At 42.7% G+C, this 25,325-nt stretch carries 21 protein-coding genes, 1 tRNA gene and 1 riboswitch; of the genes, 20 read left to right on the top strand and 2 right to left on the bottom strand.

The features are described 5' to 3' along the window. Window positions 1–31: 31 nt before the first annotated feature. The 7 genes from BIV59_RS07120 to trxA all read left to right on the top strand — a co-directional run bounded on the left by BIV59_RS07120 (window position 32) and on the right by trxA (window position 9,698). Window positions 32–2,392, top strand: a complete 2,361-nt coding sequence (locus BIV59_RS07120) for an endonuclease MutS2 (protein WP_071350775.1) — start codon at window positions 32–34, stop codon at window positions 2,390–2,392. 1,353 nt (window positions 2,393–3,745) lie between these two features. Continuing rightward, entirely contained in the window at window positions 3,746–5,443 is a 1,698-nt protein-coding gene (locus BIV59_RS07110; RefSeq protein WP_071350773.1) for an AMP-binding protein, read from the top strand. 177 nt (window positions 5,444–5,620) lie between these two features. Further along, window positions 5,621–6,214, top strand: a complete 594-nt coding sequence (locus BIV59_RS07105; RefSeq protein WP_071350772.1) for a TetR/AcrR family transcriptional regulator — start codon at window positions 5,621–5,623, stop codon at window positions 6,212–6,214. A gap of 117 nt (window positions 6,215–6,331) precedes the next feature. Beyond that, window positions 6,332–7,105, top strand: a complete 774-nt coding sequence (locus tag BIV59_RS07100; RefSeq protein WP_071350771.1) for an enoyl-CoA hydratase — start codon at window positions 6,332–6,334, stop codon at window positions 7,103–7,105. Between the two features lie 120 nt (window positions 7,106–7,225). Further along, complete coding sequence (locus BIV59_RS07095) at window positions 7,226–7,999, top strand: electron transfer flavoprotein subunit beta/FixA family protein (protein WP_071350770.1); 774 nt, start codon at window positions 7,226–7,228, stop codon at window positions 7,997–7,999. Between the two features lie 63 nt (window positions 8,000–8,062). Then, the gene (locus BIV59_RS07090; RefSeq protein ID WP_071350769.1) at window positions 8,063–9,040 is read left to right on the top strand and encodes an electron transfer flavoprotein subunit alpha/FixB family protein; all 978 of its coding nucleotides are present in this window, start codon (window positions 8,063–8,065) and stop codon (window positions 9,038–9,040) included. Window positions 9,041–9,365: 325 nt separating this feature from the next. Continuing rightward, window positions 9,366–9,698 carry a thioredoxin gene (gene trxA / locus BIV59_RS07085; protein WP_276205131.1) on the top strand — a complete coding sequence of 111 codons (333 nt, stop codon included), beginning with the start codon at window positions 9,366–9,368 and terminating at the stop codon, window positions 9,696–9,698. A gap of 281 nt (window positions 9,699–9,979) precedes the next feature. On the opposite strand, the gene BIV59_RS07080 is transcribed toward trxA, so the two are convergent. Next, window positions 9,980–10,618, bottom strand: coding sequence for an esterase/lipase family protein (locus BIV59_RS07080; RefSeq protein WP_071350767.1), 639 nt, complete (start codon window positions 10,616–10,618; stop codon window positions 9,980–9,982). Window positions 10,619–11,050: 432 nt separating this feature from the next. Between BIV59_RS07080 and uvrC the strand changes: the two genes are divergently transcribed. Both uvrC and BIV59_RS07065 read left to right on the top strand, forming a co-directional pair. Then, complete coding sequence (uvrC, locus tag BIV59_RS07070; protein WP_071350765.1) at window positions 11,051–12,823, top strand: excinuclease ABC subunit UvrC; 1,773 nt, start codon at window positions 11,051–11,053, stop codon at window positions 12,821–12,823. A gap of 70 nt (window positions 12,824–12,893) precedes the next feature. Continuing rightward, a riboswitch (Lysine riboswitch) is annotated at window positions 12,894–13,070 on the top strand. A gap of 126 nt (window positions 13,071–13,196) precedes the next feature. Beyond that, window positions 13,197–14,429, top strand: coding sequence for an aspartate kinase (locus BIV59_RS07065; protein WP_071350764.1), 1,233 nt, complete (start codon window positions 13,197–13,199; stop codon window positions 14,427–14,429). Window positions 14,430–14,812: 383 nt separating this feature from the next. On the opposite strand, the gene BIV59_RS07060 is transcribed toward BIV59_RS07065, so the two are convergent. Beyond that, complete coding sequence (locus BIV59_RS07060; protein WP_071350763.1) at window positions 14,813–15,265, bottom strand: YslB family protein; 453 nt, start codon at window positions 15,263–15,265, stop codon at window positions 14,813–14,815. A 360-nt stretch (window positions 15,266–15,625) separates the two neighbouring features. On the opposite strand from BIV59_RS07060, the gene BIV59_RS07055 reads away from it, so the two are divergent. From BIV59_RS07055 to BIV59_RS07005, 11 genes are all read left to right on the top strand, one after another. Continuing rightward, window positions 15,626–16,234: a succinate dehydrogenase cytochrome b558 subunit gene (locus BIV59_RS07055; protein WP_071350762.1), complete on the top strand. Its 609-nt coding sequence runs from the start codon at window positions 15,626–15,628 to the stop codon at window positions 16,232–16,234. 52 nt (window positions 16,235–16,286) lie between these two features. Then, window positions 16,287–18,038: a succinate dehydrogenase flavoprotein subunit gene (sdhA, locus tag BIV59_RS07050; RefSeq protein ID WP_071350761.1), complete on the top strand. Its 1,752-nt coding sequence runs from the start codon at window positions 16,287–16,289 to the stop codon at window positions 18,036–18,038. Between the two features lie 15 nt (window positions 18,039–18,053). After that, window positions 18,054–18,815 (top strand): succinate dehydrogenase iron-sulfur subunit, encoded by a 762-nt coding sequence (gene sdhB, locus BIV59_RS07045; RefSeq protein WP_071350760.1) that lies wholly within the window; start codon window positions 18,054–18,056, stop codon window positions 18,813–18,815. A 294-nt stretch (window positions 18,816–19,109) separates the two neighbouring features. Beyond that, window positions 19,110–19,580, top strand: coding sequence for an acyl-CoA thioesterase (locus BIV59_RS07040; RefSeq protein ID WP_071350759.1), 471 nt, complete (start codon window positions 19,110–19,112; stop codon window positions 19,578–19,580). 124 nt (window positions 19,581–19,704) lie between these two features. Next, window positions 19,705–19,929 (top strand): helix-turn-helix domain-containing protein, encoded by a 225-nt coding sequence (locus BIV59_RS07035; RefSeq protein ID WP_028392149.1) that lies wholly within the window; start codon window positions 19,705–19,707, stop codon window positions 19,927–19,929. Between the two features lie 323 nt (window positions 19,930–20,252). Further along, the gene (locus BIV59_RS07030; protein WP_071350758.1) at window positions 20,253–20,696 is read left to right on the top strand and encodes a MarR family winged helix-turn-helix transcriptional regulator; all 444 of its coding nucleotides are present in this window, start codon (window positions 20,253–20,255) and stop codon (window positions 20,694–20,696) included. 10 nt (window positions 20,697–20,706) lie between these two features. Continuing rightward, window positions 20,707–21,504 carry a glutamate racemase gene (gene racE, locus BIV59_RS07025; RefSeq protein ID WP_071350757.1) on the top strand — a complete coding sequence of 266 codons (798 nt, stop codon included), beginning with the start codon at window positions 20,707–20,709 and terminating at the stop codon, window positions 21,502–21,504. A gap of 513 nt (window positions 21,505–22,017) precedes the next feature. Then, on the top strand, window positions 22,018–23,085 hold the full coding sequence (locus tag BIV59_RS07020) for a GerMN domain-containing protein (protein WP_071350756.1): 1,068 nt from the start codon (window positions 22,018–22,020) through the stop codon (window positions 23,083–23,085). A gap of 166 nt (window positions 23,086–23,251) precedes the next feature. Beyond that, complete coding sequence (locus BIV59_RS07015) at window positions 23,252–23,866, top strand: XTP/dITP diphosphatase (RefSeq protein ID WP_071350755.1); 615 nt, start codon at window positions 23,252–23,254, stop codon at window positions 23,864–23,866. Then, window positions 23,863–24,375, top strand: a complete 513-nt coding sequence (locus tag BIV59_RS07010; RefSeq protein WP_071350754.1) for a metallophosphoesterase — start codon at window positions 23,863–23,865, stop codon at window positions 24,373–24,375. The genes BIV59_RS07015 and BIV59_RS07010 overlap by 4 nt, the downstream gene beginning before the upstream one ends. 138 nt (window positions 24,376–24,513) lie before the next feature. Beyond that, window positions 24,514–24,587 (top strand) — tRNA-Arg (locus BIV59_RS07005). Window positions 24,588–25,325 lie beyond the last annotated feature (738 nt).

The raw sequence follows: 25,325 nt of genomic DNA, 5'->3' as shown, positions 1-25,325 counted from the left end.
AACCGATTCCCAAGAGGAGGATACTTGCTTCATGCATGCTAAAGCTTTAAAAACGCTGGAATTTGATAAAATAAAAAGCCAACTCCTGACTTTTGCTTCATCCTCAATCGGCAAGGAAAAGGCTGAACAGCTCACGCCTTCTGCTGATTTTACAGAGGTATTGAAGTGGCAGGAGGAAACGGATGAAGCGGCCAATGTAATCCGTCTGAAAGGAAATGTGCCTCTCGGCGGAATCTTTGATATCAGGCCACACGCAAAGCGCGCACAAATTGGAGGCATGCTGAGTCCGATGGAGCTGATGGAAATATCATCAACGATTCGTGCCGGCCGCATTCTGACACGCTTTTTCGAGGAGCTGGAGGAAGATGAACACGAACTTCCCCATCTGGGAGAATATATAAAAAGTATAATGCCACTAGGCAATCTGCAGCAGGAAATCAATTTTGCCATCGGCGAGCACGGAGAAGTCATCGACTCGGCAAGCGACAAGCTTCGCACCCTCCGCAATCAGCTGCGCACAAACGAAAGCAGGGTACGCGATAAACTAGAAAGCATGATCCGGTCTTCCAATGCTTCAAAAATGCTTTCAGACGCCATCGTCACAATCAGAAACGACCGGTTTGTTATTCCTGTCAAGCAAGAGTACCGAAGCGTCTATGGAGGAATCATCCATGACCAGTCTTCATCAGGACAGACACTTTTCATCGAACCGCAAGTTATTGTTCAGTTAAACAATGTGATCCAGGAAACCAGGGTAAAGGAGCAGCAGGAAATTGAGCGGATTCTTGTTGAATTATCCCTTGCCGTCGGTGAACATACACATGATCTGCTTGTGAATGTGAGGATACTTGCCGAACTTGATTTCATTATTGCAAAAGCAAGGTTCGGCAAGGCCATAAAGGGTTCAAAGCCGAAGCTGAATGATGAAGGACGCGTTAAGCTGATCAGAGCCAAGCATCCGCTGATTGATGAAGACGTTGTAGTGGCCAATGATATTTATCTGGGCGAGGATTTTACCACCATTGTAATCACCGGACCCAATACAGGCGGTAAAACAGTCACACTGAAAACGCTGGGGCTTTGTACGCTTATGGCACAGTCCGGCCTTCATATTCCGGCTGCTGACGGCTCCGAAACGGCTGTTTTCCGTTCAGTTTATGCAGACATCGGGGATGAGCAATCGATTGAACAGAGCTTGAGCACATTTTCATCCCATATGGTCAATATCGTGGAAATCCTGAAGCACGTTGATCACGAAAGTCTGGTGCTGTTCGATGAACTGGGAGCCGGTACAGATCCCCAGGAGGGTGCAGCACTCGCCATTTCCATTCTGGATGAAGTGTACAAGCGGGGCGCAAGAGTGATTGCAACTACGCATTATCCGGAACTGAAAGCATATGGATTTGACCGTGACGGTGTTATCAATGCAAGCGTCGAATTCGATGTGGAATCACTTCGTCCGACATATAAATTGCTGATAGGCGTACCTGGACGAAGCAATGCCTTTGAAATTTCTAAACGCCTCGGTCTTGAAGAATCCATTATCAGCCATGCCAGAAGCCATGTCGGGGAAGACACTAACCAAGTGGAAAATATGATTGCTTCCCTCGAGGACAGCAGAAGGCAGGCCGAGGCTGAAGAAGCTGAAGCAGCGGATTATCTAAAGCAGGCTGAAAAACTGCATAAAGATCTTCAAAAAGAAATCATGGAATACTATGAACAAAAAGATGAGATGATGCAAAAAGCTGCAGCCGAAGCAGCTGAGCTTGTGGAAAAAGCAAAAAGAGATTCAGAAGCGATCATTTCCGATCTGAGAAAAATGCGTCTTGAAAAACAGGCAGATGTTAAAGAGCATGAATTGATTGAAGCCAGAAAGCGTCTGGATGAAGCGGCACCTGCCGTGAAGAAAACAGCAAAAGCAAAAACAGCCGCCGCAAGCGATAAGAGAGAGCTTCATCCAGGTGATGAAGTAAAAGTAATCAGCTTTAACCAAAAAGGCCATCTTATTGATAAAACATCAGGCGATGAATGGCAGGTCCAGATTGGAATCATGAAAATGAAGGTAAAAGAATCTGATCTTCAATTCATTAAGGCCACAAAAGAAAAAGAGAAAAAACCGCTGGCAACAGTCAGGGGAAAAGATTATCATGTCAGCCTCGAACTTGATTTGCGCGGCGAAAGATATGAGAGCGCCCTTTCAAGGGTTGAAAAGTATATTGATGATGCACTGCTTGCCGGCTATCCGCGCGTTTCCATTATTCACGGAAAAGGAACGGGCGCTTTAAGGCAGGGAGTTCAGGAATACTTGAAAAATCACCGCTCTGTCAAAAGATCAAGGTTTGGAGAAGCAGGCGAAGGCGGAACAGGCGTCACGGTCGTAGAGTTTAAATAGTTCAGTGAAAAGCTGTGAGGTCTGTCTGAAGCAAAAAAAACGAAAATAAAAAGCAGAGATGGATAAAGGGGAGAAGCCGGGTGGAAAAACTCGCAAAGGTGCTGATCGGATGCTGTGCAGTGTTCCTGGCACTCGGTATCATTTATATGGTTTACTTTGCTAAATAGCTTCACGAAACTGCATACTGACAAAGAAGAGAAAGCTGCTGATAATTTCTTAAAAAAGCTGTATTTATTCCGCAATTTTGGAATAAATACGGCTTTTTTCATGTTTTCTGGCGCGGTTTTTACCTATGTGGTGCGAAATCCAGCTTTAAAGAGAAACAATTGAGTTGGGATATCAATTATTCATAAAAGCCTCTTATTATACTTGTAATTTCCAATTAAGTGGATAATAGTTCCAAATTGAGCTCCATTCGAGCGAAATAGCCCCTGATTCGAGCGAAATCGGAAGTGATTCGAGCCAAATCAGCTTTGATTCAAGCGAAATGTTTTTTTCACAATACCTGCTGCAGGCAAGCATCCTATTACACTGGGTCTTTCTGAAAAGGACTATCCTAGAATTTGAAATTGTAGGAAAAACAGATTTTTTTAACATTTGATACGCTCTTTTGGTAAAACACATAATTAGAGAGGTGCCTTTTTCATAGTGGACCGCAAAATCAACTGTCTAATTTCCGGTAAAATGGATAATAGTTCCAAATCGCGCTCCATTCGAGCGAAATATCCCCTGATTCGAGCGAAATCATAAGTGATTAGAGCCAAATAGGCTTTGATTCGAGCGAAATGTTTTTTTCACAATATCTGCGGCAAGCAAGCATCCTAATACACTGGGTTTTTCCGAAAAGGACTATCCTAGAACTTAAAAGTGTAAGAAAAACAGACACGTTTTAACGATTTGATACGCTCTTTTGGTAAAACACATAATTAGAGAGGTGCCTTTTTCATAGTGGACCGCAAAATCAGCTGTCTAATTTCCAATTAAATGGATAATAGTTCCAAAATGAGCTCCATTCGAGCGAAATAGCCCCTGATTCGAGCGGAATCACAAGTGATTAAAGCCAAATCGGCAGGGATTCAAGCAAAATCAATTTTTCTGCCAAAGACGAAGCGTTCCCGCCCTATAAACTTTCAACAAGCGCTTCCGCTTTTTATTTCATTGTCACTCTTTGCGGAGTATATTATAATATAATGGAAAAGTTAGAATTTTTAATCTAGTTTGCCGGCTGTTTTATAATGCGGCAAGGGGATAGGCAGATAGTTAGCTAACATGATTCAGGAACACGTATAGAAAGAGGTTGCCGCCGAGCTAGCCATTAGAAAAATAAGCCCAGTCATTAAGGGGAGGGTTTAAATGAGCAATAAGCCATGGACAAAGGTCTACCCGAAACATATACCTGAAACTTTGGAGTACGAAGAAAAACCGCTGTATTCTTTATTAAATGAGTCCGCGGAAGAATTTCCTGATAAAATCTCCATTTCATTTATGGGAAAAAAACTGACGTTTAAAGAAGTGCATCAGTCAGCGCAGAAATTTGCATCTTATTTGAAGAAGATTGGTCTTCAAAAAGGGGATCGAGTAGCGATTATGCTGCCAAATACCCCGCAGGCTGTCATCAGCTATTTTGGCATCCTGCTCGCGGGAGGCACGGTTGTCCAGACGAATCCTCAGTATATGGAAAGAGAATTGGAATATCAGATGAAGGATTCTGGCGCAAAAATCATCGTTACGCTGGATCTTTTATTTCCGCGGGCTGCATCTATAGCCGGCAGGACAGATTTGAAACATATTATTGTAACCGCTATCAAGGACTATTTGCCTTTCCCGAAAAATATCGCTTATCCTTTTATCCAGAAAAAAGAGCATGGAATTGTAGTTAAGGTTGAACATGCCGGAAGCCACCATCTGTTTAAAGAAATCATGAAGATGGAAGTGCCAAGTGAAAGGCCTGCTTCGATTGATCTTGATGAAGATCTTGCGCTTATCCAGTATACAGGCGGGACGACCGGTTTCCCAAAGGGTGTTATGCTGACCCACCGGAATCTGCTTGCCAATGCTAAAATGTGTTCAGCGTGGCTGTATAAATGCCGGCGCGGAGAAGAAAGCGTGCTTGGGATTTTGCCGTTTTTCCATGTGTATGGAATGACAACGGTAATGATTTTATCCATAATGGAAGGATATAGAATGATTCTCCTCCCGAAATTCAATACGGAAATGGCGCTGAAAACGATTCAAAAGGAACGCCCGACAATGTTTCCCGGGGCACCGACCATTTATATCGGTCTTCTGAATCATCCATCCATTCAAAAATATGATCTTTCATCCATAGATTCCTGCATTAGCGGATCAGCTCCCCTGCCAGTTGAAGTTCAGGAGAAATTCGAGAAGGTAACCGGGGGGAAATTGGTGGAAGGCTACGGATTGTCCGAAACATCACCTGTTACACATGCTAACTTTTTGTGGGATCAGCCAAGAGTCAAAGGCAGCATAGGGGTTCCATGGCCTGATACTGAAGCCGTGATTTTATCCCTTGAAACAGGCGAGCCAGCTGAAAACATGGAAATAGGGGAAATAGCCGTAAAAGGGCCGCAGGTAATGAAAGGGTATTGGAACCGTCCGGAAGATACAGAAGCAGTTTTTAAGAATGGCTGGCTTTTGACTGGAGATCTAGGGTATATGGACGACCAGGGATTCTTTTATGTGGCAGACCGTAAAAAGGACATGATCATTGCCGGAGGATTTAATATATATCCGCGGGAAGTTGAAGAAGTGCTGTATGAGCATGAAAGCATACAGGAAGCTGTAGTGGCAGGCGTCCCTCATCCCTATAGAGGAGAAACAGTAAAAGCTTACATTGTTTTAAAAGAAGGGGCATCTGTAACAGAGGAAGAACTGGATGCCTTCACAAGGAAGCATCTGGCAGCTTACAAGATTCCGAGAATTTATGAATTCCGGAAAGAACTGCCAAAAACAGCTGTAGGGAAGATTCTTCGCAGGGAGCTTGTAGATGAAGAAAATAGAAAAATCGCTCAAGAAAAAAAAGATGCCTGAGTATGCTAGCCGTGATGCGGGAGTTTCCCGTTTTCTTGCATTAAAACTGGACAAACCCCCATGCCGGCCATAAAATGGAACTATTAAGATGTTTTTTCTTGACAGTTTGGAGGCATCATTCTATGATGGAAATATGAATGATGATTCATTCATTTTCTCTCTGAAAGGGGACGCCAAGTGAAACGCAACAAACCAAAATACAAACAGATTATTGATGCTGCCGTAGTAATTATTGCAGAAAACGGCTATCATCAGGCACAGGTTTCAAAGATTGCCAAGCAGGCAGGTGTGGCGGACGGCACCATTTATCTTTATTTTAAGAACAAGGAAGATATTCTCGTTTCTTTATTTCAGGAAAAAATGGGATACTTTGTTGAACAGATAGAAGAAGAGATAAGAGGAAAGAAAAGCTCTGCCGAAAAACTGCTTGTCTTAATAAAAAAACATTTTCAAATCCTTTCAGATGATGTTCATTTAGCAACTGTAACCCAGCTGGAGCTAAGACAGTCCAATAAAGAATTGCGTTTGCGGATCAATGATGTTTTAAGAGGATATTTGACAGTGATTGATAGGATTATTCGGGAAGGAAAAGAAAATGGAGAGTTCCTTCCGGATCTGAGTGTGAAGCTTGCCAGGCAGATGATTTTCGGCACGATTGATGAAACAGCGACAACCTGGGTCATGAATGAGCAGCATTATTCCCTGACTGAGCTTGCCGATTCTGTACACTCCCTATTGATTGGGGGCTGCGGCTGCAAAGTGCAGTCATAGCCTCGAAGTGTCATTACATAGCAATTGTTTGAATCTTATATGCAGACAGTGTACGCTGTCTGCATATAAGGGAAGTTTTAGAAAGCGCTTACCGCTACTTTTAGGGAGGAATAGAAAATGGAATTCATCAAACACCAGATAGAAAATTTTGTTGCATATATCACCATACAGAAGCCGCCGGCCAATGCCCTTTCTTCTACTGTATTAACTGAGATGTCCGGATTATTCGATGAACTGGAACAAAATAGTGAAGTCAGGGCCATTTTGATTCACGGAGAAGGGAAATTCTTTTCTGCAGGTGCAGATATTAAAGAATTCACTACCATTCCAAGCGGTGAGGAATTTTCCGCGCTATCCTCAAAAGGGCAAAAGTTTTTTGAAAGAATTGAGCAGTTTTCAAAGCCTGTCATTGCAGCCATTCACGGCGCGGCCTTGGGAGGCGGGCTTGAACTGGCGATGTCCTGCCATATCCGGCTGGTGACGGAAAATGCGAAGCTTGGACTTCCTGAGCTGCAGCTTGGACTCGTTCCGGGATTTGCCGGAACGCAAAGGCTTCCGCGATATGTAGGGACTGCAAGGGCGGCAGAGATGCTGTTTACAAGTGAACCGATTACGGGCAGCGAAGCCGTGCAGCTTGGCCTGGCTAACCACGCGTACCAGGATGAGGAACTGCTTCCGAAGGCAAAAGAGCTTGCTCAAAAAATTGCGAAGAAAAGCCCGCTTGCACTTAAGAAAACAATTGAACTTCTAAATTATTCAAAGCCTGAAAGCTTCCATAAGGGAGTTGAAAAGGAAGCCGCAGCCTTTGGAGAGGTTTTCGTTTCAGAGGATGCCAAAGAAGGAATCAGCGCATTTATTGAAAAAAGAGAAGCTGTTTTTAAAGGCAGATAAACATTGGAATTATGGCCAGCTGCAGAACTAAGCTTGTGAGAACAAGCAGGGAAGCGGAGCCATTCTTATAAAAAATATCCCAATTTTCCAAACTGACAGAAAAATTTAGGAGGGACCAACGTGAATATTTATGTATTATTAAAAAGAACCTTTGATACAGAAGAAAAAATTACTCTTTCAGGCGGCAAAATCAATGAAGATGGAGCAGAATTCATTATCAATCCTTATGATGAGTATGCGGTAGAAGAAGCGATTCAGGTCCGTGACGCACAGGGCGGCGAAGTGACTGTTGTAACAGTGGGCGGAGAAGAAGCAGAAAAGCAGCTTCGCACAGCACTGGCAATGGGTGCCGATAAAGCTGTACTGATTAACATAGAAGATGACGTAGAAAATGGCGATCAATTTACAACATCTAAAATTCTTGCTGAATTCCTGAAAGACAAAGATGCGGACTTGATTCTTGCAGGAAATGTTGCAATCGATGGGGCAACAGGCCAGGTAGGCCCGCGTGTGGCTGAGATTTTGGATATTCCTTATATCACAACGATCACTAAGCTTGAAATCAGCGGAGAAACAGTCACTGTAACAAGAGACGTGGAAGGCGATTCCGAAGTGATTGAAACAAAGCTTCCTCTTTTGGTTACGGCACAGCAGGGATTAAATGAGCCCCGCTATCCTTCTCTTCCGGGCATCATGAAAGCCAAGAAAAAGCCATTGGATGAATTGGAACTGGATGATCTGGATCTTGAAGAGGATGATGTGGAAGCAAAAACGAAAACAATTGAAATCTTCCTTCCTCCTAAAAAAGAAGCCGGCAGAGTCCTTGAAGGAGAAATTGCCGAACAGGCTGCCGAGCTTGTAAAGCTTCTCCGCAGTGAAGCTAAAGTTATCTGACCTAAATAGAATAATGGCGCTACCCTATAAAAAAACGATAATCATGCACAGGAGGTTTTATTAATGGCTAGAAAGGTTCTCGTGTTGGGAGAAGTACGTGATGGTTCTTTAAGAAATGTATCATTTGAAGCAATCGGTGCAGCAAAGCTTGCTGCTGGCGGCGGTGAAGTGGTAGGAGTGCTGATTGGAGAAGGGATACAGTCATTTGGAACTGAATTGATTCAATATGGAGCTGACCGTGTTGTCACAGTAGAAGATGCAAAGCTTGCGCAATATACATCTGACGGCTACTCTCAGGCCCTGCTTGCAGTCGTAGATGCTGAAAACCCGGAAGGTATTTTCTTCGGGCACACGGCACTGGGAAAAGACCTGGCTCCAAGGATTGCTTCAAAGCTTAGCTCCGGCCTGATTTCTGATGTTACATCCATGGAAGAAACAGGAGGAAACCTGGTATTCACACGCCCGATTTATTCAGGCAAAGCATTCGAAAAGAAAATCGTTACAGACGGTCTTGTTTTCGCAACGATCCGTCCGAATAATATCAGCCCTCTTGAAAAAGATGAGTCCCGTTCAGGAGAGGTTACAGCCCTTCAGGCAGAAATCAAGGATCTGCGCACAATCATTAAAGATGTTGTCAGAAAGGCCAGTGAAGGTGTAGATCTTTCTGAAGCGAAAGTAATTATTGCAGGAGGCCGCGGCGTAAAAAGCGAAGACGGATTTGAGCCGCTTAAAGAGCTTGCAAATGTGCTTGGCGGTGCTGTTGGTGCTTCCCGCGGAGCATGTGATGCAGATTATTGCGATTACTCTCTCCAAATCGGCCAGACTGGAAAGGTTGTTACTCCAGATCTTTATATTGCATGCGGAATATCAGGCGCCATCCAGCATTTAGCTGGTATGTCCAACTCTAAAGTAATCGTGGCAATCAATAAGGATCCTGAAGCAAACATCTTTAAGGTGGCAGATTACGGCATAGTGGGCGATCTTTTCGAAGTGGTTCCATTGCTGACTGAAGAATTCAAGAAGCTTAAAGTGAATGCATAATATATAAGAAAAACAGACTGCACTAAGGCATTTGCAACCCGCAAATGCCTGCAGTTTTTTAGGGCGGGGTTCCGTATAATTTTCAGCTGATTTTGGTAAAATGAGCAGTGAAGCAAATTAATAGCATCTCATATATTTATGGTGTTATACTGTTTGTAAGTTTTAACCGAGCCGCTTCCATAAAGATGAACAAGATGCATTCGTGCGATTAAGCTTGTTAATGGATAAATGCGTCCCCAAAGAAATGGGAAACAGGCGCTTTCCAGCATGCTTTTTGATGTATTTTTTTATGTAATCCTTATGGTGCGGGCGTAATCAACGTAAAATTAGGAGGCTAAATAATATGGCTATTTCACATGTTACAGATCAATCATTCTCTACAGAAACAAACGAAGGTCTAGTTCTTGCAGATTTTTGGGCACCATGGTGCGGACCTTGTAAAATGATCGCTCCAGTTCTTGAAGAACTTGATTCAGAAATGGGAGAAAAAGTTAAAATCGTTAAGCTTGATGTTGACGAAAACCAGGAAACAGCTGGCAAGTTCGGCGTTATGAGCATCCCGACTTTAATTTTGCTTAAAGACGGAGAAGTTGTAGATAAAGTTGTCGGCTTCCAGCCAAAAGAAGCTTTATCTGAATTAATCTCCAAGCATGCTTAAGATATAAATACTTCATGCAAGTACCCTATAGAGCAGGCGCTTTAAAAAAAGACTGCTTTATAGGGTGCTTTTTGTATGGGGAAAAGCGGAAGTTTATAGTTTGTTCTGTAAGGCTCTCCGCCCGCATGGAGGAAACGGGCATTCTGGAGCGGAAATCAGCCGCCTTGTACAAAACAGCAAAGTTTAAGAAAACAGCCTTTAAAAAATGGCTCCTGATAACAGAAGCCATCTTTTTTATATAATCCTGCCTGCCCCAGTTTAAGCATTAGGAAATACTTGTGTTAATTTGAATTTGTTCCTCCGCCATTCAGTCCTTCTTTTATCAGTGCATTGACTTTACTGTTAAAAATCAATCCCACGTGATCTACACCGCTGATCTGAACGTTTTTCGCTCCCTGAAGTGTTGAAAGCCATGTAGGCACAACAATATCGCTGGTACTGTAAATCGAAGTATAGCGGATTTTATGTTTAGGATCTGTACCTGCCGGGGCTTTCGAAGTTATAAACTTGTTTGGCGAACCAAGCGTTACCACATCGTTTACCTTGCTTCCTCCTCCATTTAGGATATAGGTAAGGGTATTGATGCCTCCTGCGCTATGGCCGATAATATCGACCTTGCTCTTTCCTGTCTTCTTTAACACTTCATCTACAAATGGCGCGAGCTGTCTTGCGTTATTTAAGCTGTTCCCAGTTTTATCAGCCATTTCAATGGCATATAGTTCATCATTAGACCAGCCTTGAGTCTTCAGGTAATTTTTAATGCTGTTAAAGTTTGAACTATTGCCGCCTGCTCCGTGAATGAAGATAACTGGATCATGGGTGCTTGCACTTGCCTTTGAATCAGAAGGATGAATAGTCGCCGCAGAAAAAATAATGGCCAAGCATGCTGTTAATGAAAGTAACAATCTATTGTTTTTCATATTTCCCTCCTGTGTATGTAAGATGTTGTCTTGCTGTTTCAATTGTTATACATTTTAAAGCAAGAAACAACCGGCAACATTTTCTAATTATTCTGCCAGTTGCTGCGCGACCATAGAAGCTTGCGCGGTTCTTATAAAATATCTTTATCAGAGAGTGTTTCTGAAGTATTTTGTTATCCCGCCTTTTGATGTTTGGCTGGCGGAAATGGAAAGCATCACAGCCTGCCTTTTTTGCTGATATGTAGTATATTTAAGAAAGTAAGTATGAAAAAATAGAATGAATGTTCCCTGAGCAGCAATTCCCTTTTTTAGCAGGAGCTGCTGCCAGGAAAAGTCCCGATTATAACCAATCATCAGCATGGAAAGAGAAAATTCGCTGATGTGTATTTCACTATATAGATCAAAGTTTGAGACAGAAAAGAAGGTGAAGAAGTGAATCAGAGGATCAAAGACAAGCTTGCACTGCTTCCTGACCAGCCTGGCTGCTACCTGATGAAGGACCGGCAAGGGACCATCATCTATGTGGGCAAGGCAAAGGTTCTAAAAAACAGGGTCAGGTCTTATTTTACAGGCTCCCATGACGGTAAAACCCTTAGGCTTGTTAATGAAATAGAGGATTTTGAATACATTGTAACCTCTTCAGATATTGAAGCGCTGATCCTTGAGCTGAATTTAATCAAAAAGCATGACCCGAAGTATAATGTCATGCTGAAGGATGATAAAACCTATCCTTTCATCAAGCTGACGGCAGAAAAGCATCCCCGGCTGATTATTACAAGGAAGGTCAAGAAGGACAAGGGAAAGTATTTTGGGCCATACCCCAATGTAATTGCCGCAAATGAGACAAAAAAACTGCTGGACCGGATATACCCGCTCCGAAAATGCAATACCCTCCCGGACAGGGTCTGTTTATACTATCATCTGGGCCAGTGCCTGGCACCATGTGTGTATGATGTGGAAGAAAGAGAATATAAAAAAATGACCGACGATATTGCCCGTTTTTTAAATGGCGGCTATCAGGAAATCAAAAAAGAGCTTACAGAGAAAATGCATGCTGCTGCTGAAAATCTCGACTTTGAAAGAGCAAAGGAATACCGCGATAAAATTGCCCATATTGAAGTAACGATGGAAAAGCAGAAAATGATGACTCATGATTTTACGGACCGTGATGTTTTTGGCTACTCCTATGATAAAGGATGGATGTGTGTACAGGTGTTCTTTGTCAGGCAGGGCAAACTGATTGAGCGTGATGTTTCCCTATTTCCGATTTATGATGAACCGGAACAGGAGCTTCTGACATATCTTGGACAATTTTACGCAATGCCAAGCCATTTTAAGCCAAAGGAAATTCTGCTGCCGGAATCTGTCGATGCTGAGCTTGCCGGCCGCTTGCTGGATGTGAGGATTGTTCATCCGAAAAGAGGCCAAAAGAAGGATCTCTTAAAGCTTGCCAATAAAAATGCGAACATTGCCCTCCAGGAGAAATTTTCGTTGATTGAACGGGATGAAGACCGGACGATCAAGGCTGTGGAGAACCTTGGGTCCCATCTTGGCATTTATACACCGCACAGGATCGAGGCATTTGATAATTCGAACATCCAGGGAACCAATCCTGTTTCAGCTCTTGTTGTCTTTATTGACGGAAAACCGGAAAAACGCGAATACCGGAAATATAAAATTAAAACCGTCCAGGGACCGGATGATTACGAATCCATGAGGGAGGTTGTCCGCCGGAGATATACCCGGGTACTGAAGGAAGGGCTTCCCCTGCCTGATTTGATTATCATTGATGGAGGAAAGGGCCATGTTGACGGTGTGCGGGATATATTAGAAAACGAACTGGGCTTGGATGTTCCTCTAGCAGGGCTTGTTAAAGATGATAAGCATAAAACCTCACAGCTGATGATTGGAAATCCTCTTGAGCTTGTTCCATTAGACAGAAGAAGCCAGGAATTTTATCTTCTTCAGCGGATCCAGGATGAGGTCCACCGTTTTGCCATCACCTTTCACCGCCAGATCCGCGGGAAAAATGCCTTTCAGTCCTTGCTCGATGAGATTGACGGGATTGGCGAGAAGAGAAAGAAACAGCTCCTGAAGCATTTCGGATCTGTTAAGAAAATGAGGGAAGCTACGGCAGAGGAAATCCGGGAAGCGGGGATTCCGGCTGCAATTGCTCAGGAAATCGTTAGAAAATTGCAAGAATAAAGTTGATGCAGGGAATTTCCTGTGCTATAATCATAGTGAATTTTACATGATTAAAACGTTACTGTTTTAAAGTGTTGATAGAGGTGCGGGTTTCAAGAGTAACAGCCGGGAGAAGGATGAGCTTCTGCGAAAGGCTGCGAAAGGGGAAATCGCCGAAGCAAAACAAGGCTCAATACTTGTTTTGCTGGTCTGACATTGAATAAATGGCAGATTGTCAGGATGAAAATTCTGGAGAGCTATCTCACTGTGCTAGGCGTATTGTTTCTACGTTTTCCACAGCAATGAGATATTTCTCATTGCTTTTTTTGCGTCGGAAAAAGGAAGCATACATGTATTTAAAGATGGTAAACAAATTCGGAGAGGGTGCAGCATAATGGCATTAATTGTCCAGAAATTTGGCGGAACATCAGTAGGAAGCATTGAGAGAATACAAAATGCTGCAAACAGGGTCATTGAAGAAGCAGAAAGAGGAAACCAGGTAGTGGTGGTTGTGTCCGCTATGGGGAAAACCACGGATGAACTGGTTTCCATGGCAAAAGAAATATCAGCTGCTCCATCCAAACGGGAAATGGATATGCTTTTATCCACAGGAGAGCAGGTGACCATCTCCTACTTAACAATGGCATTATTGGCTAAAGGCTATGATGCTGTTTCATATACAGGATGGCAGGCGGGAATCAATACAGAAGCCGTCCATTCAAATGCAAGGATTTCGGATATAGCAACAGCGAGGGTGAAGGCAGCTCTTGAAGCAGGAAAAATCGTTGTTGTTGCAGGCTTTCAGGGTGTGGATGCCAACGGGGAAATTACGACGCTTGGCAGAGGCGGGTCTGATACAACGGCTGTTGCCCTTGCATCCGCTCTCCATGCTGACCGCTGCGATATTTATACAGATGTAACTGGCGTGTATACAACAGATCCCCGCTACATAAAAGGAGCCAGAAAGCTGCTGTCCGTTTCATATGATGAAATGCTCGAGTTAGCCAATCTTGGTGCAGGAGTGCTGCATCCGAGAGCAGTGGAGTTTGCAAAAAATTATCAAATTCAGCTTGAAGTGCGTTCAAGCATGGAAAAGGAAAAAGGAACGATCATAGAGGAGGAAGCATCGATGGAACAAAATCTGATTGTAAGAGGAATTGCTTTTGAAGATCGTATTACACGTGTCACCATTTTTGGTTTGTCAGGCAATATCGGAACGCTATCCACCATTTTCACAACATTGGCCGAAAACCGCATTAATGTGGACATTATTATTCAAAGCATGACAGATACGGATTCTATTAATCTTTCCTTCTCCATTAAAAGCAATGATGTGGAAGACGCGCTGAATGTACTGGAGAAAAACAAAAGCAATCTGCCATTTGACAGGGTCGAAACGGAAAGCGGCCTTTCAAAGGTGTCTATTGTAGGCTCCGGCATGGTCTCTAACCCGGGCGTTGCCGCGGAAATGTTTGAGTGCATGGCGCAGAATGGCATTGTGATAAAAATGGTGAGTACATCGGAAATCAAGGTTTCCACGGTTGTGGACCAAAAGGATATGGTGAAAGCGGTCGAGGCGCTTCATGAAGCATTCCGTCTTGATGAGCCTGCACGTGTAAAAGCATAAACCTTTTTATTAATGGAGGATTTGCCCGCAAATCATAAAAAAGTCTGTTTTCGTAAACTTTGCTGCTATGGAACAAGGGGTTGACTTCCGCTCCAGGGTGCTTCGCTTTCCGCGGGGCGTACGCTGATCCCGCAGGAGTCTCCGCACCTTCCGCTCCAATCAACCTGCTATAACAATGGAATTGCCCCGAGAACTATTTAAGTAACTTAAAGAGGCGAGCCTGTTGTTACATCGCCTGAAGCGGATACCGGTCTGCTGTGCAGCAAAGTTTTATGAAAACAGCCTAAAAAAATAAGAGGATCGCCCATCTGGAATAATTTCCGGCCATGCCCGGCAGGCATCGCTTAGATGAGTGAACCTCCTTTTCATGAATGGCCTTCCCGTTAAATGGGATCCTTGATATCCCATTTAACGAGAAAGGCCACTTTTTTATTTCTTCGTTTTGTTTCTTCGTACGCTTCTGAATGGAATTTCTTGATCATGCTGATTTGTTCTGCAAGAAATCCGGTTTCGAGTCCAAAATGGCATTCATGGCTGATATCAAGGCGCCTGTCGATAATCTCGCCGCTGAGAGACATTTCCAATTCATCTTTTGATTGTTTCACTATTTCAAGCTGGCCCCATCCTGCGCTAACGAAGAATTCAATAACTTCGTCCACTCCGTTAAGCGGGAATTTCCTTGCTAATTGCTTGCCGGCCCAGTACATGATTTGTTTGGAATCTTTGCCGAGTATATCAGGCAGCAAAATTTCCCTGATAAGCTCATAGCCAAATGCGGGGATTTGGAATTCATCGTTTTGCAGGGTTTCCAATAAAGCAGGACTATTCTTTTTCATGGTATATATCCCCTCTTTTCTCTATCTCCATTATAAACAATTTTAGTTATGATTCAGTATATTTTATCAAAAAGATAGATACATGGAAAAAATAAATTATATTATTTTGAAATATTGTTATATAGTGAGAAAGCAAGAGTGGGCAGTTGTTATATAATAAGTTTCGCGGGTGAATATTCAAAAAAAAAACTCTATTTCACAAAAGAAATATTGTATCCGTTTTCTTGACGCTTCCAAATCGTAGGAGTAAAATGAACATGTCAGAACATTGTGGATAGTGTAGAATTTTGTTCGCTGTATTTTTGGATAAAAGTAGAAGAAAATATCTGCATGATCTTTATTATTAAGGGGGGGCACTTAGTGGCACAAAATCGGGAATTTAGGAATCGCAGGCTGCATTCACTGCTTGGAGTTATCCCAATTGGTTTGTTTTTATTGGAGCACTTGATAACGAATTACATGGCAACAAAGGGGCCGGATTCATTCAATTCAGCAGCGGCTTTTTTGGAAAACCTGCCGTTCAGGGTTGTTCTTGAAACAGTATTGATCTTCCTGCCGCTGATTTATCACGCAGTGTACGGAATTTATATTGCATTCACAGCTAAAAACAACCTTGGCAGATTCAGCTTTTTCCGCAACTGGATGTATATGCTGCAGCGTTTAACAGGAATCATCACTCTGATTTTCATTGTTTGGCATATCTGGTCCACCAGAATTCAGGCAGCAATGGGTGCAGAAGTAGATTTCAACATGATGAGTGATATTTTATCCAATCCATTTATGGTAGTTTTCTATATTGTCGGAATCATTTCTACTACTTTTCATTTCTCTAATGGATTATGGTCTTTCGCAGTCAGCTGGGGCATCACGGTGTCTCCTAAATCTCAGAGAGTCTCTACTTATGTTACTTTAGTAATCTTCGTTTTAATTTCATATGTTGGCGTAAGAGCCATTCTAGCATTCGTATAAAGAAAATGACAGATATATAGCTTGACAGTTCGAAATGAAGGAGTGAGCAAGTTTGGGTAAAGGTAAAATCATAGTCGTCGGCGGCGGATTGGCCGGCTTAATGGCAACAATCAAAGCGGCAGAGCACGGACAGCAGGTTGACTTATTTTCATTGGTTCCTGTTAAGCGATCCCACTCTGTATGTGCCCAGGGCGGAATCAATGGTGCAGTAAATACAAAGGGTGAAGGAGATTCTGCTTTAGTCCATTTTGACGATACAATTTACGGCGGGGATTTCCTTGCAAACCAGCCGCCGGTAAAGGCAATGTGTGAGGCAGCGCCTTCCATCATCCATATGTTTGACCGTATGGGTGTTATGTTTAACCGTACTCCTGAGGGCTTGCTGGATTTCAGAAGATTCGGAGGAACCCAGCATCACCGTACCGCTTTTGCAGGTGCCACAACAGGACAGCAGCTTTTGTATGCGCTTGATGAACAGGTGCGCCGATATGAAGTGGAAGGCCTTGTTACCAAGTATGAAGGCTGGGAATTCCTTGGAGCGGTAATTGATGATGAAAGAATCGCCCGGGGCATAGTTGCTCAAAACTTAACAAGCATGGAAATTAAATCTTTCCCTGGCGACGCAGTCATCATGGCTAGCGGCGGCCCTGGAATCATTTTCGGTAAATCGACGAACTCGATGATCAATACAGGATCAGCAGCATCCATCGTGTATCAGCAGGGTGCCACTTACTCTAACGGAGAATTCATCCAGATTCACCCGACAGCACTTCCTGGCGATGATAAGCTTCGCCTGATGAGTGAATCAGCGCGCGGAGAAGGCGGACGTGTCTGGACATATAAAGACGGCAAACCATGGTATTTCCTTGAAGAGAAATATCCTGCATACGGCAACCTTGTGCCGCGTGATATTGCCACACGTGAAATCTTTGATGTGTGCGTAAACATGAAGCTCGGCATAAATGGAGAAAACATGGTGTACCTTGATCTTTCCCATAAAGATCCTAAGGAATTGGATATTAAACTTGGCGGAATCATTGAAATCTATGAAAAATTCATGGGCGAGGATCCTCGTAAAGTGCCTATGAAAATATTCCCTGCCGTTCACTATTCAATGGGCGGGCTTTGGGTAGATTATGATCAAATGACGAACATCCAGGGTCTTTTCGCTGCAGGCGAGTGCGATTACTCACAGCATGGCGGAAACCGTTTAGGAGCCAACTCCCTTCTATCAGCCATTTACGGCGGAAGCGTTGCCGGCCCTAATGCGATTAAATATATCGAAGGCCTTGAAAAAGGCGCAGATTCCATTCCATCTTCTGTTTTTGACAGGGCTGTTAAGGAACAGGAAGAAAAATGGAACGGCATCATGTCGCTTAACGGCACAGAAAATGCGTATATTCTTCATAAGGAACTTGGAGAATGGATGACTAATAATGTTACAGTTGTGCGCTACAATGATAAATTGCAGGCTACAGATGACAAGATCCTTGAACTTATGGAACGCTTTGAAAATATTAACATTAACGATACAGCCAAATGGAGCAATCAGGGTGCATCATTCACAAGACAGCTTCAGAATATGATGCAATTGGCCCGTGTTATCACGATCGGTGCATTGAACCGGAATGAAAGCCGCGGCGCCCACTATAAGCCTGATTTCCCTGAGCGTAATGATGAGGAATTCCTGAAGACCACTATGGCTAACTTCACGGGTCCTAAATCAGCGCCGGCTTTCCATTATGAAGAAGTGGATATTTCACTTATCAAACCGCGTAAACGCGATTATTCTACAAAACATTAACAGGGGGAAGAAAAGATGGCTGAGACAAAAACAGTACGTTTTGTAATCACTCGACAAGATAGACCTGACACAGCCCCTTATACAGAGGAATTTGATCTGGATTACCGCCCGAACATGAACGTTATTTCTGCATTAATGGAAATCCGGCGTAATCCTGTCACTGTGAAAGGCGAGAAAACAACGCCAATTGCCTGGGACATGAATTGCCTTGAAGAGGTATGCGGAGCTTGTTCGATGGTGATCAATGGCAAACCGCGCCAATCATGCACAGCTTTGGTTGATCAATTGGAGCAGCCGATCAGGCTTGAGCCAATGCGCACATTCCCTGTTGTCCGGGATTTGCAGGTGGACCGCAGCCGCATGTTCGATTCATTAAAGAAAGTAAAAGCATGGATTCCAATCGACGGAACATACAATTTAGGCCCTGGCCCGCGTATGCCGGAGAAAAAGCGCCAATGGGCATATGAATTATCCAAATGCATGACATGCGGGGTATGCCTTGAAGCCTGTCCGAATGTGAACAGCAATTCAAGCTTCATTGGACCGCAGCCGCTTTCACAGGTACGCCTGTTCAATGCCCATCCGACTGGCGCTATGAATAAAGGGGAACGTCTGAATACCATCATGGGAGATGGTGGCCTTGCCAACTGCGGAAACTCTCAAAACTGTGTTCAATCATGCCCTAAAGGCATTCCATTGACCACATCGATCGCAGCGCTTAACCGTGACACAACCCTTCAATCGTTCCGTAATTTCTTCGGAAGCGATCAGGTATAATGATGAAAGAATCTATATCCTCTGCGATATAGATTCTTTTTTTAAGGCTGTTTTCGTAAACTTTGTTGCTGCCTGAACAAGTGGCTGATTTCTGCTACAGGATGCTCCAATCAGCCTGCTTTAACAATGGATTGCCTTTAGAACGTATTAAAAAATAACATTCTTTAAGAAAAGAGCTTTTTTCAAGAAAAGAGCCAATAATAGAAGGAATGTAGGGGAAATCACTTTCCATTTCAAGATAATTTATATAAAATGAATGAATAACCATTCATTTTTAAGAAGAGGAGCGACATAATGGGCAGAATAGGATATATCCATGATTTGAAAGAGTGGGCTGCATCTTTTCATTTTAGTCATAGCATCAAGGTACGTTTTTCTGAGACAGACATGTTCGGCCATTTAAATAACACGGTGCCTTTTACTTATTTTGAAGAAGCGAGGATTGAGTACTTTAAAAGCTTAGGCTTTATGCAGGAGTGGGTGAAGGATGGAAGTGAGGCCATTCCGGTTGTGGCAGATCTGCAGTGTGACTTTTTGGCTCAAATCTTTTTCAATGATGAGCTGACTGTGCATGTGAAAGCTGAAAGAATCGGAAACTCCTCTGCGGATATCCACTATATGGGCAAGAAAGCGGACGGTACCATTTGTTTAACGGGGAGAGGAACGATTGTCCAAATATCAAAAGCGACAGGAAAAGCCATCCCCTGGCCGCAGGAGAGCATTGATCTTATGAATAGAGAAGAACGCACAATTCAGCGGAGTTAAAATAAAAGTTCGGTTCCTTTGCTGATTGCAGTCACTCACCTTCCTTCAGCTACATACTATATCGAGACTAAAAAGTTACCCGCTCCGGGTTTTATGCTGGTGAAGGCAAGGAGGGTTACAATATTTGAAGGAGAACGAATTCACTCATAAGCCACTACTCACCAAGAGAGAAAAAGAAGTATTTGAGTTATTAGTTCAAGACAAAACAACGAAAGAAATCGCAGGTGAATTATTTATCAGCGAAAAAACAGTTCGAAACCATATATCGAATGCCATGCAGAAGCTTGGAGTCAAAGGACGTTCACAAGCTGTAATAGAACTCCTTCGCATGGGAGAATTGAAGCTTTAAGGTTTTTTACAGAATCAGAATCTTGCTTTGGCGCCCGGTGCAGGCAATGCGGAAACGCGGACCGCTTGTTTTTCTAATACCTAGAAGACCAGGAACCCTCATGCAAAAGTGCTTAATCTTGAGCAGCAATTCAGGAAACGATTAACGATGATTGAATGTATCATGGTTATTAGCTCCTGATTGCTGCTTTTATTATGGAAGAAACTTAGGCCTTATGATCCTGATCCATTCAGCTTAATAATGAATGAATCTTGAAATTTCCTTCACTTTCAAGCACAATGAGAGTATTATAAGTTTTTATGAAAGTATAGGGAGCTGTTTTTATGGGCGATGCAAGGCAAAACGTGAATGTTGCTGAAGTTGAGAAGGAATTGCGATATGTTTCATCCCTCATCAAACAAAAGGGAAGAGAAATTTTAAATAATTATAAAATCACTCCGCCGCAATTTGTGGCGCTTCAATGGCTTTCTGAGGACGGCGATATGACAATCGGCGAGCTGTCGAATAAAATGTTCCTTGCGTTCAGCACGACAACGGATCTTGTCGACCGTATGGAGAAGAATGAGCTTGTCCAAAGGGTGAAGGATGAAAAAGACCGACGCGTTGTAAGGATTCACCTTTTAAATGAAGGCAAGAGAATCATAGATGAAGTTATTGAAAAACGCCAGGATTATTTAAGAGACCTTCTTATCGATTTTTCTGACTCGGAAGTGGCCTCCCTAAAGCAGAATTTAACTAAATTACATATTAAAATGAAACAAGAATGAGGCGAGATTGTTGAAGGAACCAATTGGAATCATTGATTCAGGAGTTGGCGGCTTGACGGTTGCTAAAGAGGTCATCCGCCAGCTGCCAAATGAAAACATTTTATATGTTGGTGATACTGCCAGGTGTCCATATGGACCAAGGCCTATGGAAGATGTGAAGAAATTCACCTGGCAGATGACCAATTATCTAATGCAGCATCATATTAAAATGCTTATAATAGCCTGCAATACAGCCACAGCGGCTGTACTTGAGGAAATTAAGGAAGAATTGCCGATCCCTGTAATCGGGGTTATCCACCCTGGTGCAAGGGCGGCTTTAAAGGTTTCTGAAAACCTTAATATCGGTGTGATCGGAACCATTGGCACGGTTGAAAGCCATGCATATGACCAGGCGCTCCACTCCATCAACCAGGAGGTAAAGGTAGATAGCCTGGCCTGCCCGAAATTCGTGCCGATTGTTGAAAGCGGCGAATTTGGGGGTGCTATCGTTGAAAAGGTAATAGAAGAAACGCTGAAGCCTTTAAAAAATACTTCTATTGATACACTGATTCTCGGCTGCACCCATTACCCATTGCTCGGGCCTGTCATCAGCAGGTACATGGGAAGCGGTGTAAAAGTCATTTCTTCCGGTGAAGAAACTGCCCGTGAAGCAAGCGTCATCCTTCATCATGATAATAGGATGAATACTGCTAAAACGCCTCCTGTGCATCAATTTTTCACAACCGGATCGAAGGATATCTTTCAGGCCATTGCTTCATCATGGCTGGAGAAGCCGATCCAAAATGTTAAAACCATAAAGATTGATTGATCTATTTTCTGCTGGCGCATATCTCTTGCGCCAGTTTTTTTGAATTCAGCTGCTATAAGGCCATAAAATAACCTAGTCAGAGTTTTATATAAGAATCTTTTCATAAATTTTGTTTTTTTACATAATTAATAGGTAAAATTAACCTATGGCTAAAGGTGTTAAATAATATGGAGGTGGCTAAGTGAGTAATGCAGCCTTTGCTGCTATCTTTACAAGTTTTATTGGTGCTTTTGTTTGTATAACGGCAGCTATAAAAATAAAAAAAGATAAAAAAAACAAGTCTAAATAGCACTCAATCCAGCAAAGAACCATTCTCGATGCTGTAAATAAGATTTTAAGACATATCCTTGCATTTTACCGCCTTAAAGGGGATCATGAGCTGCTTTGCCAGCCTTGATGCAGCAGGTTCAAGAAAGCAATGATCTATGTGAAACCACTTTATAAAAATTTTTGTTCTATATATCCCGGGGGCTCGTATAAATAGTAGTACAAACAGTCCTGGGAGGGATGAGGATGTCTAAAGCAACAAAAATAACGGTGGCTTCCACCATATTGGCTTCTTCTGTGCTGCTATCCGGGTGCGGATTATTCGGCGGAGATGAGAAAACCAGCATCGATCCGCCGAAGAATGTTTCATTGGTGGATGACGCATCCAAGATTGAAAAGGAAAATAGCAAAAAGAAAGAAATTGCAAAAGAAACAGCAGGGAAAAACTCTGTACAGACAGAGCTTTACTTAATAGATAAAAGTGGATATGTAGTCCCTCAGACCTTAACATTGCCGAAAAAATCAGAAGGATTTGCCAAACAGGCGCTTGAGTATTTAGTGGACAATGGACCTGTTTCCAATATCATTCCGAATGGCTTCCGGCCTGTGCTTCCGGCTGATACGGAAGTAAGCGTGGATATCAAGGACGGGGTGGCAACCGCAGATTTTTCAAAGGAATTTAAGAATTATAAAAAAGAGGATGAATTGAAAATCCTGCAGTCGATTACCTGGACGCTAACACAGTTTGATACAGTCAAAAAGGTCAAAATATCGATGAATGGACACGAACTGAAAGCGATGCCTGTAAACGGTACGCCAATTGGAGACGGTGTTTCAAGAATGTCAGGGATTAATCTGGATACGAATAATGTGACGGATATTTCCAATACAAAAGCGCTCACAGTCTATTATATAGGCGGAGAGACTGGAAATAATTATTATGTGCCGGTTACAAAACGGGTCAGCGAAACGAAAAAAGATGATGTGGCGGCGGTGGTGGATGAATTGGTCAAAGGGCCATCAAACTCGTCTTTGCTTACAGTTTTCGCCCCTGATGTAAAATTAACAGAAACACCTGAGATGAATGACGGAAAAGTGACGCTGAATTTCAATAAAAACATCCTTGGCAGCTTTAAGGAAAATAAAGTCTCAAAGGATATGCTAGATGCTTTAGTATTATCGCTTACTGAGCAGCAGGGAATTAAAAGCGTAGAAGTGAAGGTCAATGGAAGTGCCAAGCTTCTGAATGAAGACGGCAAAAAACTTTCGGAGCCCGTTACAAGGCCCGAAAAAGTGAACACGGGCAGTTATTAATCAAGGTTTTTTGATATACTATATGTAAGCTAAATCCGGGGCATGCTACCAGCTGCTCCTTATTCTTATTGGCTGAGTAGAAACGGACGCATAAGCTGTGAGGATTCTCAAAGAAGGAAAATTATGCACTGAGCACTTCAGCAGGTACATAAAGGAGTGAAGGATCATGAAAACAGTAATTATCGCCACGAAAAATAAAGGCAAAGCGAAGGAATTTGAAAGCTTATTCCATTCAAAGGGGTATAGTGTCAAAACACTGCTTGATTTTGAGGGATCTCCCGATGTGGAGGAAACAGGGACAACCTTTGAAGAGAATGCCATTTTAAAAGCGGAAGCAATTGCCAGGGAGTTTGGCCAGTTTGTAATTGCGGATGACTCCGGATTGATTGTAGATGCATTAGACGGCAGGCCTGGTGTGTATTCTGCCCGTTATGCCGGTGAAGATAAAAATGATGCAGCGAATACAGAAAAAGTCCTGTTTGAGCTTAAAGATATACCCGAAGAAGAAAGAACAGCACGATTTTACTGTGCACTTGCACTTTCTTCGCCTAATCAGAAAACGATCACGGTTTCCGGGACTGCTGAAGGAATGATTGCAAAAGAGCCAAAAGGTGAAAATGGATTTGGATACGATCCTGTCTTTTTTGTAAAGGAAAAAGGCAAAACAATGGCTGAGCTCAAGCAGCATGAGAAAAACAGCATCTCACACCGGGCAAAGGCATTACAGGCACTGGAGGGGCAGCTGGACCAATTTCTTCAGAGGGAAGAAGGCAAGGCATGAAGATCCTGATTCTAAGCGATAGCCATGGTTCAACAGAAGGCCTAAATGCGATTAAGGAACGGCATCAGAAGGAATGTGATGCAATGATTCACTGCGGAGATTCAGAGCTTCAAAAGAGTGATTCCTTAATGCAGGGGTTCCTTGCTGTCAGGGGAAACTGCGACAGTGATGCAAGCTATCCTGACATGCTGGTTGAAGAGATAGGGAAATTCCGCTTCCTCATCACACACGGGCATCACTACAATGTTAAAATGACTCTGCTCAGCCTTTCCTATAAAAGCTCTGAAGAAGAAGCAGATATCGTCTGCTTCGGGCATTCCCATATCGCAGGATCCGAAATGATCGGCAAAACCTTATTCATCAACCCCGGAAGCATCACCCTTCCAAAAGCCAGATTAGAGAAAACATATGCTATCCTTGAAACCGGAGAACAAGAAGTAAAGGTAACGTTCTTTAACTCAAAAGGAAGCATCATAAAAGATTTATCTAAAACTTATCATTTAGGCTAAGTTCATGTATAATAAACAGGAGGAAATATTTCTCCTGTCTTTTTTTAAAATGCTGTTGACTTTGAATAACTATCGTACTATAATTAGAATTGTCGTTAAGGAAATACTACATAAGTGTTTCGGTAACTATATCATACTGTCCCAGTAGCTCAGCCGGATAGAGCAACGGCCTTCTAAGCCGTCGGTCGGGAGTTCGAATCTCTCCTGGGACGCTAGAAATCGGGTAAGAAAGCCCGTCAGATAAACCTCTTGTATCGATTAGATATAGGAGGTTTTTTTGTATATCCAAAAGAAAAGTTTTGTTTGATTTAAGAAGTGATATGAAAATGTTTATTTGAGTCATAATGCAGCTTAAGGAAAGGCATTCAAAATTTAGGGGAGAAGAAATCACAATACTGTAAATTGAGAAGAATTTAAAACAGATTCATTTTTATGGTAAAATAAGGTAATTAAAACAAGGGATTATTTTTGCCCTTAATATAATAAGTAAAAGTAACTGGATTGGCTGGAGATTTTGATAAGTATTTATTTCATTTTACAAATTACATTCTTTTGGCTGCGAATAACCTGGAGTGATAAATGATGGCGATTGAGACGCAGCTGCCTAAGAAAAGATGAATCTGAGTTTAATAACGAGTAACTCTCCCTGCACACTTTTGGTGATTTCATGCTAGAATGTTAGTTTTTGCGTGTAGTTGTTTTTCACTTCTTTACTTTAGGCTCTTTTCTTATAGATTGTTGTTTTTTTAAATTTGTTATGTGAGGAGTTCCCAATTGTCAAGTCAGGTTGATTGGAGCATAAGGTGCGAGACTCCTGTGGGATTAGCGGGAAGGTGAGACCCCGCAAGCTATGCTTGTGAGGCTCACCGCCCGACCCACGGGAAGCGAGCATCCTGGGGCGGAAATCAACCACCTTGTTTCATAGCTGTAAAGTTTACGAAAACAGCCTT

This window comes from Bacillus sp. MUM 13, from assembly GCF_001866725.1.
GTDB lineage: Bacteria > Bacillota > Bacilli > Bacillales > DSM-1321 > Peribacillus.
Note: the sequence above shows the minus strand (reverse complement) of the source record. Positions and strands in the feature narration are given on the sequence as shown.